General features: G+C 67.5%; 14 protein-coding genes. 11 read left to right on the top strand and 3 right to left on the bottom strand.

Translation table 11 applies throughout. The features are described from left to right. The first annotated feature begins 20 nt into the window (after positions 1-20). From Q0Q23_RS11865 to Q0Q23_RS11845, 5 genes are read left to right on the top strand one after another with little or no spacing between them, the layout of a single operon-like run. Positions 21-920 (top strand): F0F1 ATP synthase subunit gamma, encoded by a 900-nt coding sequence (locus Q0Q23_RS11865; RefSeq protein ID WP_295123762.1) that lies wholly within the window; start codon positions 21-23, stop codon positions 918-920. A gap of 25 nt (positions 921-945) precedes the next feature. Continuing rightward, a complete protein-coding gene (gene atpD, locus Q0Q23_RS11860) occupies positions 946-2,409 on the top strand; it encodes a F0F1 ATP synthase subunit beta (RefSeq protein WP_295123759.1) in 1,464 nt (487 codons plus the stop codon). A 2-nt stretch (positions 2,410-2,411) separates the two neighbouring features. After that, entirely contained in the window at positions 2,412-2,687 is a 276-nt protein-coding gene (locus tag Q0Q23_RS11855) for a F0F1 ATP synthase subunit epsilon (RefSeq protein WP_295123756.1), read from the top strand. Between the two features lie 18 nt (positions 2,688-2,705). Continuing rightward, positions 2,706-3,263 carry an ATP-binding protein gene (locus tag Q0Q23_RS11850; RefSeq protein ID WP_295123753.1) on the top strand — a complete coding sequence of 186 codons (558 nt, stop codon included), beginning with the start codon at positions 2,706-2,708 and terminating at the stop codon, positions 3,261-3,263. After that, positions 3,264-4,067 (top strand): YaaA family protein, encoded by an 804-nt coding sequence (locus tag Q0Q23_RS11845; protein WP_295123750.1) that lies wholly within the window; start codon positions 3,264-3,266, stop codon positions 4,065-4,067. It begins immediately after the preceding gene. A gap of 407 nt (positions 4,068-4,474) precedes the next feature. Here the strand turns inward: Q0Q23_RS11845 and Q0Q23_RS11840 are convergent, their stop codons facing one another. After that, positions 4,475-5,137 carry a DNA-3-methyladenine glycosylase I gene (locus Q0Q23_RS11840; protein ID WP_295123747.1) on the bottom strand — a complete coding sequence of 221 codons (663 nt, stop codon included), beginning with the start codon at positions 5,135-5,137 and terminating at the stop codon, positions 4,475-4,477. Further along, complete coding sequence (locus Q0Q23_RS11835; RefSeq protein WP_295123744.1) at positions 5,134-5,631, bottom strand: methylated-DNA--[protein]-cysteine S-methyltransferase; 498 nt, start codon at positions 5,629-5,631, stop codon at positions 5,134-5,136. Before Q0Q23_RS11835 ends, Q0Q23_RS11840 begins: the two co-directional genes overlap by 4 nt. A gap of 131 nt (positions 5,632-5,762) precedes the next feature. On the opposite strand from Q0Q23_RS11835, the gene Q0Q23_RS11830 reads away from it, so the two are divergent. The 4 genes from Q0Q23_RS11830 (at position 5,763) to Q0Q23_RS11815 (ending at position 11,199) form a co-directional block, all read left to right on the top strand. Beyond that, positions 5,763-6,734 (top strand): aldo/keto reductase, encoded by a 972-nt coding sequence (locus Q0Q23_RS11830; protein ID WP_295123741.1) that lies wholly within the window; start codon positions 5,763-5,765, stop codon positions 6,732-6,734. Between the two features lie 69 nt (positions 6,735-6,803). Beyond that, positions 6,804-7,487, top strand: a complete 684-nt coding sequence (locus Q0Q23_RS11825) for a TetR/AcrR family transcriptional regulator (RefSeq protein WP_295123738.1) — start codon at positions 6,804-6,806, stop codon at positions 7,485-7,487. Next, the gene (locus Q0Q23_RS11820) at positions 7,478-9,211 is read left to right on the top strand and encodes an ABC transporter ATP-binding protein (RefSeq protein WP_295123735.1); all 1,734 of its coding nucleotides are present in this window, start codon (positions 7,478-7,480) and stop codon (positions 9,209-9,211) included. Before Q0Q23_RS11825 ends, Q0Q23_RS11820 begins: the two co-directional genes overlap by 10 nt. Next, positions 9,208-11,199: an ABC transporter ATP-binding protein gene (locus tag Q0Q23_RS11815; RefSeq protein WP_295123732.1), complete on the top strand. Its 1,992-nt coding sequence runs from the start codon at positions 9,208-9,210 to the stop codon at positions 11,197-11,199. Before Q0Q23_RS11820 ends, Q0Q23_RS11815 begins: the two co-directional genes overlap by 4 nt. Before the next feature lie 27 nt (positions 11,200-11,226). On the opposite strand, the gene Q0Q23_RS11810 is transcribed toward Q0Q23_RS11815, so the two are convergent. Further along, complete coding sequence (locus Q0Q23_RS11810; protein ID WP_295123729.1) at positions 11,227-12,009, bottom strand: DUF1206 domain-containing protein; 783 nt, start codon at positions 12,007-12,009, stop codon at positions 11,227-11,229. Between the two features lie 109 nt (positions 12,010-12,118). Here Q0Q23_RS11810 and nusA point away from each other — a divergent pair, with 109 nt between their 5' ends. Continuing rightward, entirely contained in the window at positions 12,119-13,126 is a 1,008-nt protein-coding gene (gene nusA, locus Q0Q23_RS11805; protein WP_295123726.1) for a transcription termination factor NusA, read from the top strand. A gap of 206 nt (positions 13,127-13,332) precedes the next feature. After that, positions 13,333-13,593 carry a YlxR family protein gene (locus tag Q0Q23_RS11800; protein ID WP_295123722.1) on the top strand — a complete coding sequence of 87 codons (261 nt, stop codon included), beginning with the start codon at positions 13,333-13,335 and terminating at the stop codon, positions 13,591-13,593. Positions 13,594-13,636: the final 43 nt, after the last annotated feature.

Here is a 13,636-nt window from a genome sequence, read left to right as displayed (position 1 = left end):
ATAGGTACTGAGGAAGACACATGGGAGCACAGCTTCGGGTCTACCGGCAGAAGATCAGGTCTGCCCAGACGACCAAGAAGATCACCCGTGCCATGGAGCTGATCTCCGCCTCACGCATCCAGAAGGCGCAGGCTCGGGTGGCCGCATCCTCGCCGTACGCCCGCGCGATCACGCGCGCGGTGTCGGCGGTGGCGACCTACTCGAACGTCGAGCACGTCCTCACCACCGAGCCTGAGAAGATCGAGCGCGCTGCGATCGTCATCTTCTCGTCCGACCGCGGTCTCGCCGGTGCGTTCAACTCGAACGTGCTCAAGGAGTCCGAGAAGCTCGCCGAGCTGCTGCGCAGCCAGGGCAAGGAGGTCGTCTACTTCTTGGTCGGGCGCAAGGCGCAGGGCTACTTCAGCTTCCGTCGCCGCGCGTTCGAGCGGGTGTGGACCGGCAACACGGACAACCCCGAGTTCGAGCAGGCGAAGGAGGTCGCGGACGCGATCCTCGAGTCGTTCCTGCGTGACGCCTCGGACGGCGGCGTGGACGAGATCCACATCATCTACAACCGCTTCGTGAGCATGCTGACGCAGGAGCCGCAGATCGTGCGCCTGCTGCCGCTGGAGGTCGTGGAGGGCGTCGAGGAGCCGGACCGCACTCAGGTGCTTCCGCTCTACGAGTTCGAGCCGGATGTCAACACCGTGCTCGACTCGCTCCTGCCGGTCTACATCGAGAGCCGCATCTTCAACGCGATGCTGCAGTCGGCCGCTTCCAAGCACGCGGCGACGCAGAAGGCGATGAAGGCCGCGAGCGACAACGCCGACAAGCTCATCACCGACTACACGCGACTGGCCAACAACGCCCGCCAGGCGGAGATCACCCAGCAGATCTCCGAGATCGTGGGCGGCGCGGACGCGCTGAGTTCGGCAAAATAATCGTCCAAACGAGAGAGAACGAATCATGACTACCGCTACCGCCGAGGCCCAGGCTTCGACCGCGCAGCCGGCCGGCGTGGGACGCATCGCCCGCGTCACCGGTCCGGTCGTCGACATCGAGTTCCCGCACGACTCGATCCCGGGCATCTACAACGCCCTCAAGACCACCATCACCATCGGCGAGCAGTCGACCGAGATCACGCTCGAGGTCGCTCAGCACCTCGGTGACGACCTCGTCCGTGCCATCGCGCTGAAGCCCACCGACGGCCTGGTCCGCGGTGGCGAGGTCCGCGACACCGGCGCTCCGATCTCGGTGCCCGTCGGCGATGTGACCAAGGGCAAAGTCTTCAACGTGACCGGAGAGGTGCTCAACGCCGAGCCGGGCGAGACGATCGAGATCACCGAGCGCTGGCCGATCCACCGCCAGCCGCCGTCGTTCGACCAGCTGGAGTCCAAGACCCAGCTCTTCGAGACCGGCATCAAGGTGATCGACCTGCTCACCCCGTACGTGCAGGGTGGCAAGATCGGCCTGTTCGGCGGCGCGGGCGTCGGCAAGACCGTCCTCATCCAGGAGATGATCCAGCGCGTCGCGCAGGACCACGGTGGTGTGTCGGTGTTCGCCGGTGTCGGCGAGCGCACCCGTGAGGGCAACGACCTCATCCACGAGATGGAGGAGGCGGGCGTCTTCGACAAGACCGCCCTCGTCTTCGGCCAGATGGACGAGCCGCCGGGGACGCGTCTGCGCGTCGCCCTGTCGGCCCTGACCATGGCGGAGTACTTCCGTGATGTGCAGAAGCAGGACGTGCTGCTCTTCATCGACAACATCTTCCGCTTCACGCAGGCCGGTTCCGAGGTCTCCACGCTGCTCGGCCGCATGCCGTCCGCGGTGGGCTACCAGCCGAACCTCGCCGACGAGATGGGTGTGCTCCAGGAGCGCATCACCTCGACCCGCGGTCACTCGATCACCTCGCTGCAGGCGATCTACGTGCCGGCCGACGACTACACCGACCCGGCGCCGGCGACCACGTTCGCGCACCTCGACGCCACGACGGAGCTCTCGCGTGAAATCGCGTCGAAGGGTCTGTACCCGGCCGTCGACCCGCTGACCTCGACGTCGCGCATCCTCGACCCCCGTTACCTGGGTGCCGACCACTACCGCGTGGCGATCACCGTCAAGCAGATCCTCCAGAAGAACAAGGAACTGCAGGAGATCATCGCGATCCTCGGTGTCGACGAGCTGTCCGAAGAGGACAAGATCACCGTCTCGCGGGCGCGTCGCATCCAGCAGTTCCTCTCGCAGAACACCTACATGGCGAAGAAGTTCACGGGTGTCGAGGGCTCGACCGTCCCGCTGAAGGACACCATCGAGTCGTTCGACGCCATCGCCAAGGGCGAGTTCGACCACGTGGCCGAGCAGGCGTTCTTCAACGTCGGTGCGATCTCCGACGTCGAGGAGAAGTGGGCGCAGATCCAGAAGGAGAACGGCTGAGCATGGCTGTCCCCGGTGGTTCATCTCTCCGTGTCAGCGTCGTCGCCGCCGACCACGAAGTGTGGTCGGGAGAGGCGAGCATGGTCGTCGCACGGACGGTGGAGGGGCAGATCGGCATCCTGCCCGGACACGAACCGTTGCTCGCCATCCTCGCCCAGGGCGAGGTGCGTGTGACCCTGAACGGAGGCGAGTCGATCACGGCCCAGGCCGATGACGGTTTCCTCTCCGTCGAGAACAACACGGTCACCATCGTGGCCCGTCAGGCGGAGCTCGTCTGAGATGTTTGGCTACACGGCATGACCGACAAGGCAGCCCCGCTCGATCGCCAGTTCGGAGACGTCCGCGTCCCCGTGCTCGTCGTGACGGCGGGGCTTCCTGGTTCGGGCAAGTCCACCATCGCCGAGATCATCGCGGGCCGGCTCGGCGCGACGGCGATCTCGGTCGACCCGATCGAGGGCGCCATCCTGCAGGCCGGCATCGACGCCGATCAGCCGACGGGACTCGCGGCCTACCTGGTGGCCGAACGGATGGCCGAGCAGGTGCTGCTGAGTGGCCATTCGGTGATCGTCGACGCCGTGAACGCCGTCGAGCCGGCACGTCTGCAGTGGCGCGACCTGGCCGAGCGCTGCGGCGTGACGCTGCGCGTGATCGAAACGGTGTGCACCGACGAACAACTCCACCAGGAGCGCCTCTCGAAGCGCACGAGCCTGATCGCCGCCTATGCGGTGGAACAGAGCATCGAAGACTACGCCGAGTGGAAGGGCGCAGCTGCGTCGCTTCCCCGGATCACGCTCGACACCTCACGCCCGCTCGGTGAGAACGTCGACGCGGCCTTCGGGTTCCTGGAGCGCTGAGTGCTCGTTCTCCTGCCTCCGTCGGAAACCAAGCGCGACGGGGGAGCGGGGGTCCCGCTCGCCTTCGAGTCGCTGGGCTTTCCTGGACTGACGTCCACTCGCGCCGCGCTCGTCGATGACACCGTGGCGATGACCGCATCGCCGGACGACGCAGCACGTGCCCTGAAACTGGGCCCGAAACACGCGGCCTCCGAGGTGGGGCGCAACCGCGTCCTGCGTTCGTCTCCTACGATGCCGGCATTGCTGCGCTACACCGGCGTGCTGTACGACGCCCTGGATGCCGTTTCGCTTTCCGATGAGCAGTGGCGCTTCGCGGCCGAGAGTGTGGTGGTGCAGTCCGCGCTGCTGGGACTGGTGCGGGCCGATGATCCCATCCCGGCCTACCGGCTTTCCTTCGACTCACGGCTCTCGCCGTCGCTCAAGAAGCGGTGGAGCGGGGTGTGCGCCGATGTGCTCGCCTCGGTTGACGGCGTCATTCTCGACCTGCGGTCGGAAGGCTACGCCGCGCTCGGTCCGCTGCCGACGCGCGCGGACGCGCACTATCTCCGCGTTCTCGCGCGCGACGAACACGGGACGCTTCGCGCGCTCAACCACTTCAACAAGCAAGCCAAAGGTCTGTTCACACGCGCGCTGATCGAGCGGGGCGAGGACTTCGCGTCGACCATGGAGCTGCTGAGCTGGGCGGCGGACGAAGGCTACGACCTGACTCCGTCTGCCGATCGTCCAGGGGAGTTGAACCTGGTGGTGCCCGAAGTGACCGGGACGCCGGGCAAGCTCACCGCCGTTCTCCGCCTTGCGCACTGAGCCCGTCTCGCGCACTGGGACCGTCGCGCTCGAAGGGTCAGGGTGCTGACTCTCAGCAGGCTGAGAATACGCTGCGGCCGCGGACTCGGGGTGGAGTTTCGCGCGTAAGTGAGATAAACTCAACTCACGAGAAAGGGGACATCCCGCACGGGTCGCCCGCCGCGCAGCGGATCGACCCCCACCAGCCAGTCGGGTCGGCGCGTCGATCGCGGGCACGTTCTTCGAGCGTGCCGAGTCCGGACCGGTGTGGCGGCAGCACAGTGATTCCGCCTGCGGTCGGGCACGAGCGGACGCGCCGTCACCAGCGAGAACGGTTCCGATGATCGCGAACGCCGACCCGACTCCTCTCGTGTCGTGCGGCGGTCGGGCCGGCCGCGGTCGACTCCCGGTCGAGTTGCCGAGCACCATCACCGACCCGCGCGGAAGCAGCCCTCGAAGTGGTCGTCGACCATGCCCGTCGCCTGCATGAGCGCATACATGGTGGTGGGTCCGACGAAGCGGAAGCCGCGGCGGCGCAACTCCTTGCTGAGGGCCGTCGACTCGGGCGTCACCGCCGGCACATCTCCCCATTCGCGAGGCCTCTCGCGAGGCCCGGCGGGAGCGAAGCCCCACATCAGCACCTCGAGGGGCACGTCGAGCGCGAGGGTCGCCCTGGCGTTCGAGATGGTCGCCTCGATCTTGCCACGGTGGCGGATGATCCGCTCGTCGCCCAGAAGGCGCTGCACGTCGTCTTCCGTCATCGTTGCGACGCGCGTGGGGTCGAAGCCGTGGAAGACCTCGCGGAAGGCGGGCCGGCGCCGCAGGATCGTGATCCAGGACAGCCCTGCCTGAAACCCTTCGAGGCAGAGCTTCTCGTAGAGGGCGCGCGCATCGTGCTGGGGTGTGCCCCATTCCTCGTCGTGGTACCGGCGGTATTCGGCGTCGCTCGCCGACCACGAGCATCGGGCGACCCCGTCGTCGCCCACGACGAGCGCCGCTCGGCGTGTGGCTGAGGCCGTGGTCGACGCTGCAGTCGACGCGGTGGTCGCGGTGGCAGGTGTCTGTTCGTCGCGCTGATCGGTCGTCGTCATGCGGCCAGGGTGATCCCCTCGTGCTCCAGCAGCCACAGCTTGGTGGGGATGCCGTCGCCGCCGCTGTAGCCGGTGATCTTGCCGGTCGACGAGAGCACCCGATGGCAGCCGATTATGATCGGCACCGGATTCGCGCCCACGGCGCCTCCGATCGCCCGGCCGTACCCCGGCCGTCCGATCGCGAGACCGAGTTCGCCGTAGGTCGTGAGGGCTCCGTATTCGAGATCGGCCAGGCGTTCCCACACGGCTGTGCGGAAGGGGGTGCCCGTCAGGTGCACGGGGACGTCGAAGGATCGGCGGTCGCCCGCGAAGTACTCCGCGAGCTGCGCGGCGGCATCGTCGAGGACGGCGGAGCTGCGCTCCGCGTGGTCATCGAGCGGAAGAACGCCGTCGCGGGCGATCGAGAGCGACGTGACGGCCTCGCCGTCGCCGGTCAGCTCGATGCGCCCGATCGGGCTCGGGATGCGGAGGAGGTGCGTGAGGGAACTGCTCATGGCTCGACTCTAGAGCCAGCGTCCGACACCGACTCGCGGAAATCGGACATGGGGGAGAAGTCCTCGAAGCGCGCTCCTGTGGAGGGATTTCCGATTCGATCGCCGGCGTGCAGCTGCCTAGACTCGACGCCATGGCGAGCATCGAATACCGCACCCTCGGACCGTCCGGGCTGATCGTGTCCACGATCGGCCTAGGCTGCAACAATTTCGGACGCGCCGGCACGGCGACCGAGACGCAGGAGGGCACAGATGCCGTCATCGGCGCGGCGATCGACGCCGGTGTGACCTTCTTCGACACGGCCGACATCTACGGCAAGGAGCGCGGGCTCTCCGAGACGTTGATGGGCGCATCGCTGGTGGGCAAGCGCGACAAGATCGTCCTCGCGACCAAGTTCGGCATGGACATGGCGGGCGCCAACGGCCCCGACTGGGGTGTGCGCGGCTCCCGACGCTACATCAGGCTCGCTGTGGAGGCCTCGCTGCGTCGGCTGCGCACCGACTGGATCGACCTGTACCAGTTGCACCGTCCCGACCCGGCGACGCCGATCGAGGAGACTCTCGCGACGCTCGACGATCTGATCACCGAGGGCAAGATCCGCTACATCGGCCACTCCAATCTCTCCGGGTGGCAGATCGCCGAGGCGGAGTTCACGGCCCGGCTCGCCGGGCATCCCCGCTTCATCTCGTCGCAGAACGAGTACAGCCTGCTGGAGCGCGATGCCGAGCGCGAGGTGCTTCCCGCCGTCAACGCCTACGGCCTCGGCTTCCTGCCGTTCTTCCCGCTGTACAACGGCCTGCTCACCGGCAAGTTCAGCCGATCGGGCGGCCCGGCCGACAGCCGCATCATGATGATCCGCAAGCACCTGCTCGACGAAGCGCCGTGGGATGCCATCGAGCAGTACCAGGCGTTCTGCGATGAGCGTGGCGTGACGATGCTGGCGGCGACGTTCGCCTGGCTGCTGGCGCAACCCGGGCTCACGAGCGTGATCGCGGGTGCCACCCGGCCCGAGCAGATCGTGGCCAACGCGGAGGCGGCCACCGCCTGGTCACCCACTCCCGACGACCTGGAGCGCATCTCCGGCTTCTTCCCACCGCGCGGCTGAGTGGTGTTCGCCCAGGGCGAACGCCATCCCAGTTGTGAGTGAGCACTCACTCCGTTTACGCTCTCCTTCGTGGAAACCGGTGTGACGACGGATGCGCGCGCTGCGGCGGCGGTCGACCAGGAGGTCGGCCAGCCGGGGCGGACGCGGGCCCAGCCGCTGGCACCCGAAGACCGCAAGGCGATGATCATCGATGCGGTCATCCCCCTCCTCATCGAGCACGGACGCGGGGTGACCTCCCGCCAGATCGCGGACGCGGCCGGAATCGCCGAAGGCACGATCTTCCGCGCGTTCGGCGATAAGGAGACGCTCGTCCAGGCGGCCGTCGAGAAGTACCTCGACCCCGAACCGCTCCGGCAGGCGCTGCGCTCCATCGACCCCGCCCTTCCACTCGAGCACAAAGTGCGCGCGATCGTCTTCCTCCTGCGCGAGCGCTTCCGGAACGTGATGCGCATCATGGCCGTCGTCGGGCACGAGCGGCCTCCGGTCCCGCAGGAGCGCAGCGAGTTCGCGGCCATCATCGCGCGGGTTCTCGCGCCGGAGGCGGACGACCTCAATTGGCCGCCGGAGCGCGTTGCGCACATCCTCCGCCTCATCAGCTTCTCGTCCGCGTTCCCCGCACTGAACGACGGAATCGAGTTCAGCGTCGACGACCTGGCCCGGATCGCCCTGGTGGGCGTCGCAGGCCGGCCGTTCGCGATCCACACCCCTACGACCGCCGCGGACGCGGCACACGGAGAACCACGATGCTCCTGAAACTCCTCGGCCGGTTCCTCCGGCCGCACTGGCCGCTCCTCGTCGGGGTGGTGGTCTTCCAGCTCGCCCAGTCGCTGCTCTCACTCTGGCTGCCCACGCTGAACGCCGACATCGTCGACAACGGCATCGCGAAAGGCGACACCGGTTACATCCTCTCGACCGGCGCGGAGATGCTCGGCGTCACCATCGTGCAGATCGCCTGCGCGATCACAGCCGTCTACTTCGGGGCGAAAGTCGCGATGCTGGTCGGTCGCGACCTGCGCGGCGCCATCTTCCACCGCGTCAGCGAGTTCTCCGAGCGGGAGGTCACCCATTTCGGTGCTCCGTCGCTGATCACGCGCAACACCAACGACGTGCAGCAGGTGCAGATGCTCGTGCTGATGACGTGCACGCTGCTGGTATCGGCTCCGATCCTGGCGATCGGCGGAATCATCCTGGCCATGCGCCAAGACATCCAGCTGTCGTGGCTCATCGCGGTGAGCGTTCCGGTCCTGCTGATCGCGGTGAGCGTCATCATCGTCAGGATGGTCCCGCTGTTCCGCATGATGCAGGAGCGGATCGACAGGGTCAACCGCGTGCTGCGCGAGCAGCTCACCGGCATCCGCGTGGTCCGGGCGTTCGTGCGCGAGAAGGTCGAGACCGATCGCTTCACCGTCGCCAACGACGAGGTGACCGACACCGCGATCCGCGCCGGGCGCCTGTTCGCGCTGATGTTCCCGATCGTGATGCTGGTGCTCAACGTGTCCAGCGTCGCGGTGATCTGGTTCGGCGCGTTCCGGGTGGCAGACGGGTCGATGCAGATCGGGACCCTGACGGCCTTCCTGCAGTACCTCATGCAGATCCTCATGGGCGTCATGATGTCCACGATGATGGCGGTGCTCGTGCCGCGTGCGGCGGTCTGCGCCGACCGGATCGGCCAGGTTCTGGGAACGGAGCCGTCGGTCGCGGTCCCCACCGCACCCGTGACCGAGGTGTCCGCGAAGGGCACCGTCGAGTTCGTCGGCGTGGGCTTCTCGTATCCGGGAGCCGAGCAGCCGGTGCTCAGCGACGTGACGTTCTTCGCCGATGCCGGCAAGACGACGGCGATCATCGGCAGCACCGGCGCGGGCAAGACCACGCTGATCAATCTCATCCCGCGGCTGTTCGACGCCACGAGCGGCATCGTGCTGGTCGACGGTGTGGACGTCGCCGAGCTGGATCCCGAGCTGCTCTGGTCGCGCATCGGCCTGGTGCCGCAGAAGCCGTACCTGTTCTCCGGGACGGTGGCGAGCAATCTCCGGTACGGCAACCCGGACGCCGACGACGAGGAGCTCTGGCGCGCGCTCGAGATCGCCCAGGCCAAGGGATTCGTCGAGGAGATGCCCGAGAAGCTGGAGGCGCCCATCGCCCAGGGCGGCACGAACGTCTCCGGCGGCCAGCGTCAGCGGCTCGCGATAGCCCGTGCGCTCGTCAGCCGCCCGGAGATCTTCATCTTCGACGACTCGTTCTCGGCCCTCGACACCGCGACGGACGCGCGCCTGCGGCAGGCGCTGGGGCGGAACGTGTCCGACGCCACCATGATCGTGGTGGCCCAGCGTGTGTCCACGATCGTCGACGCCGACCAGATCATCGTTCTCGACGACGGCAGGGTGGTCGGCCGCGGCACGCACGCCGAACTCGTCGAGAACAACCCGACCTACGCCGAGATCGTCTCGTCGCAGCTGACCGCGGAGGAGGCGGCATGAGCCGCGCTGACGGCGCCCGGGGCGGCGCGACGACACCGACACCGGTCCGCACTCCGGTCCGGCGCGGTCCGGGCGGCGGTCCCTTCGGCGGAATGACCATGCCGGGCGACAAGTCGATGAACTTCGGTCCGTCGGCGAAGCGACTGGCCGGCCGCCTGCGCCCCGAGCGGGTCGGGATCGTCTTCGTGACTCTCCTGGCCGTGGTGAGCGTGTTCTTCGCGGTGCTCGGCCCCAAGCTGCTCGGGAACGCGATCAACCTGGTGTTCGCCGGAGCGATCTCCGCGCAGCTGCCGAAGGGCATCACCCAGGCGCAGGCGATCGCGGGCCTGCGCGCCCGCGGCCAGGGTCAGCTCGCCGATCTGATCTCGGGGATGACGCTCACGCCCGGTCAGGGAATCGACTTCGCTGCTGTCGGTCACGTGCTGATGTGGGTTCTCGCCCTCTATATCGCGTCGTCGGTGTTCAGCTACCTGCAGGGCTATGTGCTCAACGGGATCACGCAGCGCACCGTGTACCGGTTGCGCCAGGACGTGGAGGCGAAGATCCACCGCCTCCCGCTGACGTACTTCGACCGGATGCAGCGCGGCGAGCTCTTGAGCCGCGTCACGAACGACATCGACAACATCTCGCAGACCCTGCAGCAGACGTTGAGCCAGCTGCTCACCTCCTTGCTGACGGTGATCGGCGTCACGGTGATGATGTTCGTGGTGTCGCCGCTGCTGGCCGTGATCGCGCTGATCACCATTCCACTCACGCTGTTGGTGACCACGCTGATCGCGAAACGATCGCAGAAGCTGTTCGTGGCGCAGTGGCGCAACACCGGCGAGCTCAACGGGCAGATCGAGGAAGCCTTCACCGGGCACTCGCTGGTGAAGGTGTTCGGCCGGCACCGCGAGGTGGAGGAGCGGTTCCGTCAGAAGAACCAGGAGATGTACCAGGCCAGCTTCGGAGCACAGTTCATCTCCGGCTTGATCATGCCGTCGATGATGTTCGTCGGCAACCTGATGTACGTCGCGATCGCCGTCGTCGGCGGCCTCCAAGTGGCGAGCGGGGCGATGCAGCTGGGCGACGTGACGGCGTTCATCCAGTACTCCCGTCAGTTCACCCAGCCGCTGACGCAGCTCGGCTCGATGGCCAATCTGCTGCAGTCCGGCGTCGCCAGCGCCGAGAGGGTGTTCGAACTCCTCGACGCGGACGAGCAGACCCCTGACCCGGCTGAGCCGGCGAGCCCCGAGGGCACGCGCGGTCGGCTGGCCTTCGAGGACGTGTCCTTCCGCTACGCGCCGGACACTCCGCTCATCGAGGACCTCTCGCTGGTGGCCGAACCCGGCCAGACCGTCGCGATCGTCGGACCGACCGGGGCCGGCAAGACGACCCTGGTCAACCTGATGATGCGCTTCTACGACCTCGACTCGGGGCGGATCACCCTCGACGGTGTCGACATCGCGTCGATGACGCGTCACGATCTGCGGGCGCGGATGGGCATGGTGCTCCAGGACACCTGGCTGTTCAAGGGCACCATCCGCGAGAACATCGCGTACGGGCGCCCGGATGCCACCGACGAGGAGATACTCGATGCCGCCCGCGCGACGTACGTCGATCGGTTTGTGCGCACGCTCCCCGACGGCTACGACACCGTGCTCGATGACGAAGGCTCGAACGTCTCGGCGGGCGAGAAGCAGCTGCTCACCATCGCGCGCGCGTTCCTCGCGCGCCCGAGCGTCCTGATCCTGGACGAGGCGACATCGTCCGTCGACACCCGCACGGAGCTCCTGGTGCAGAAGGCCATGAGCGTGTTGCGCACCGACCGCACGTCGTTCGTGATCGCGCACCGGTTGTCGACCATCCGCGACGCCGACCTGATCCTGGTGATGGAGGCCGGCCGGATCGTCGAGCAGGGCACCCACACGGAGCTGCTCGCGCGCGGCGGGGCCTATTACACGCTCTACAACGCGCAGTTCGCGGCGCCGGCGGAGGAAGGGGCTTAGAGCCGACGGGCTCAGACCCGACGGGGCTCAGAGCCGTGCCTTGACCGCTCGCACGCACCAGAAGAGGCCGTACGCGAGCAGCCCGATGGCGATCGCGATGAGCAGGAACACCCCGAACGGCACGCTCACCAGCGCCTTCAGGCTGCCGTCGAGGCCGGCCGCCTTCGACGGGTCGAACGTGATCGCCCCGGCGACGACCAGGCCTCCGACCAGCACCAGGGCGACACCCTTGGCGACGTAGCCGACGCGACCGAGGACGGTGATGGCTCCGGCCCACCGGTCGGGCGGCAGCTTGAGGTCGCGCTCGAAACGGTGCGTGACACCGTTGCGGATGAAGCCGACGCCGACCACCACGATGATCAGTCCGATCAGCGCCAGCAGGAAGACTCCGCCCGGCAGCGCCAGAAGGCGCGCGCTCGCCGTCTTCTCGCTCGAGGAGGCGTTGTGGTGGCCTCCGCTCGCGATGGAGACCGTGACAACGGCCAGCGCGGCGTAGACGACGGCCTTCACGACCTCCAGCAGCGTGGTCCCCGCGCCGTGCGCCGTGAACGCCACCAGCAACTGCCACACTGCGAGCACGATCAGGCCGACGACGATCGCCCAGAGCACGAAGACACCGCCGGGCACCGCCGCCACCGCCTGCAGCGCGCCGGACTGGTCGGCCTGGCCGCCCGCGCCCGCGGCGACGGCCAGCGCGATGAGGCCGATGAGGATGTGCAGGAGGCCGATGGAGGCCAGCCCGACGCGGGCGAGGATCCGTACGGTCGTACTGTGCTCGAGGCGAGATGCGGCTCGGGTGGGTGCGCTCATGGCATGCAGGGTACGCGGGGTCCCGGCCCACCGGAATCTCGGGTACCGTAGAGAGCTGAGTCCGTCGTGCCATCGCGCGGCGGCGAAGATCTGAATAGAGGAGGCCGGCATGGACATCGACCTCAGCGTCTTGCGTCTCATGGAGCGCGAGAAGGAGATCCCGTTCGACGAGCTTGTGCAGATCATCGAGCAGGCCATCCTGACCGCGTATCTCAAGCACACCAACCAGGCCGACCACCGTCACGGGCACAGCGACCAGCCGCCCGCCGCGCGCGTGCACCTGGATCGCAAGACCGGGCATGTCACCGTCTACGTTCCCGAACGCGACGACGAGGGCAACATCATCGGCGAGGCCGAGGACAGCCCGAGCGACTTCGGGCGCATCGCGGCTTTCGCGGCCAAGCAGGTGATCAACCAGCGGTTGCGCGACATCGCGGACGACGCGGTGCTCGGCGAGTTCCGCGGCCGCGAGGGCGACATCGTCGCCGGCGTCATCCAGCAGGGCCCCAACCCGCGCATGATCCACATCGACCTGGGCAGCGTGGAGGCCATCCTGCCTCCCGAGGAGCAGGTGCCGGGGGAGGAGTACACCCACGGTTCGCGCATCCGTGTCTATGTGACCAGCGTCGCCAAGGGTGCGAAGGGGCCGTCGATCACGGTCTCGCGCACGCATCCGGCTCTCGTCCGCAAGCTGTTCGCCCTCGAAGTGCCCGAGATCGCCAGCGGCGTCGTCGAGATCGTCTCGTTGGCGCGGGAGGCCGGCCACCGCACCAAGATCGCCGTGCGTGCGACGGAGCCCGGAGTGAACGCCAAGGGCGCCTGCATCGGCGAGCTCGGTCAGCGCGTGCGTGCGGTGACGGCGGAGCTCAACAACGAGAAGATCGACATCGTCGACTACTCGCCCGACCTCGCCACGTTCGTCTCGAGCGCGCTCTCGCCGGCCAAGGTGACCAGTGCCTTCGTGATCGACGAGTCGCTCAAGGCGGTGCGCGCGCTCGTCCCCGACTACCAGCTGTCGCTGGCGATCGGCAAGGAGGGGCAGAACGCGCGGCTCGCGGCGAAGCTCACGGGCGCGAAGATCGACATCCAGCCCGATTCGATCCTCGACGACAAGTAAGCGAGGGCTGGATGTCGATCTTCGCGCCGTGCCGACGCGGCGAAGCCGTGGCGACACGGTTGCCGAAGGCATACGAGCACGACATCCAGCCCGATTCGATCCTCGACGACGAATAAGGCAGCCGAAGGAATGCGCAGCGTGTGCCCGGTGTTGCATCAGACGGCGGAGTCCGTCCTGATTCGGCGCAGAGATGCGTGAGGGGTAAGATGGAAGCCGTCAGAACGTGCGTCGGATGCCGTTCTCGCGCTCCCCGGTCCTCACTTCTGAGGGTCGTTCTCCGGAATTCGGAAATCGTGGCGGACCCGTCCGCCACTCTCCCCGGACGGGGCGCGTGGCTGCATCCGGTCGACGAGTGTCTCGATCTCGCACTCACGCGCAAGGCCTTCGGTCGTGCGCTGAGAGCGCAGGGGAGCCTCGACCCGACGGCCATCCGGGCCGCACTGCGATCCCGCCAGGGGCCGCACTGAGAGAACAGGCTGAAGAAGCAGTGACTTCACATGAGTGACAACC

It is taken from the genome of uncultured Leifsonia sp. (assembly GCF_945957465.1).
Classification (GTDB): Bacteria; Actinomycetota; Actinomycetes; order Actinomycetales; family Microbacteriaceae; genus Leifsonia.
Note: the sequence above shows the minus strand (reverse complement) of the source record. Positions and strands in the feature narration are given on the sequence as shown.

Bases quoted from the DNA above. Each gene is read 5' to 3' on its own strand.
- Q0Q23_RS11865 (WP_295123762.1), top strand. From the start codon at position 21: ATGGGAGCACAGCTTCGGGTCTACCGGCAGAAGATCAGGTCTGCCCAG.
- atpD (WP_295123759.1), top strand. From the start codon at position 946: ATGACTACCGCTACCGCCGAGGCCCAGGCTTCGACCGCGCAGCCGGCC.
- Q0Q23_RS11855 (WP_295123756.1), top strand. From the start codon at position 2,412: ATGGCTGTCCCCGGTGGTTCATCTCTCCGTGTCAGCGTCGTCGCCGCC.
- Q0Q23_RS11850 (WP_295123753.1), top strand. From the start codon at position 2,706: ATGACCGACAAGGCAGCCCCGCTCGATCGCCAGTTCGGAGACGTCCGC.
- Q0Q23_RS11840 (WP_295123747.1), bottom strand. From the start codon at position 5,137: ATGACGACGACCGATCAGCGCGACGAACAGACACCTGCCACCGCGACC.
- Q0Q23_RS11835 (WP_295123744.1), bottom strand. From the start codon at position 5,631: ATGAGCAGTTCCCTCACGCACCTCCTCCGCATCCCGAGCCCGATCGGG.
- Q0Q23_RS11830 (WP_295123741.1), top strand. From the start codon at position 5,763: ATGGCGAGCATCGAATACCGCACCCTCGGACCGTCCGGGCTGATCGTG.
- Q0Q23_RS11820 (WP_295123735.1), top strand. From the start codon at position 7,478: ATGCTCCTGAAACTCCTCGGCCGGTTCCTCCGGCCGCACTGGCCGCTC.
- Q0Q23_RS11815 (WP_295123732.1), top strand. From the start codon at position 9,208: ATGAGCCGCGCTGACGGCGCCCGGGGCGGCGCGACGACACCGACACCG.
- Q0Q23_RS11810 (WP_295123729.1), bottom strand. From the start codon at position 12,009: ATGAGCGCACCCACCCGAGCCGCATCTCGCCTCGAGCACAGTACGACC.
- nusA (WP_295123726.1), top strand. From the start codon at position 12,119: ATGGACATCGACCTCAGCGTCTTGCGTCTCATGGAGCGCGAGAAGGAG.
- Q0Q23_RS11800 (WP_295123722.1), top strand. From the start codon at position 13,333: ATGGAAGCCGTCAGAACGTGCGTCGGATGCCGTTCTCGCGCTCCCCGG.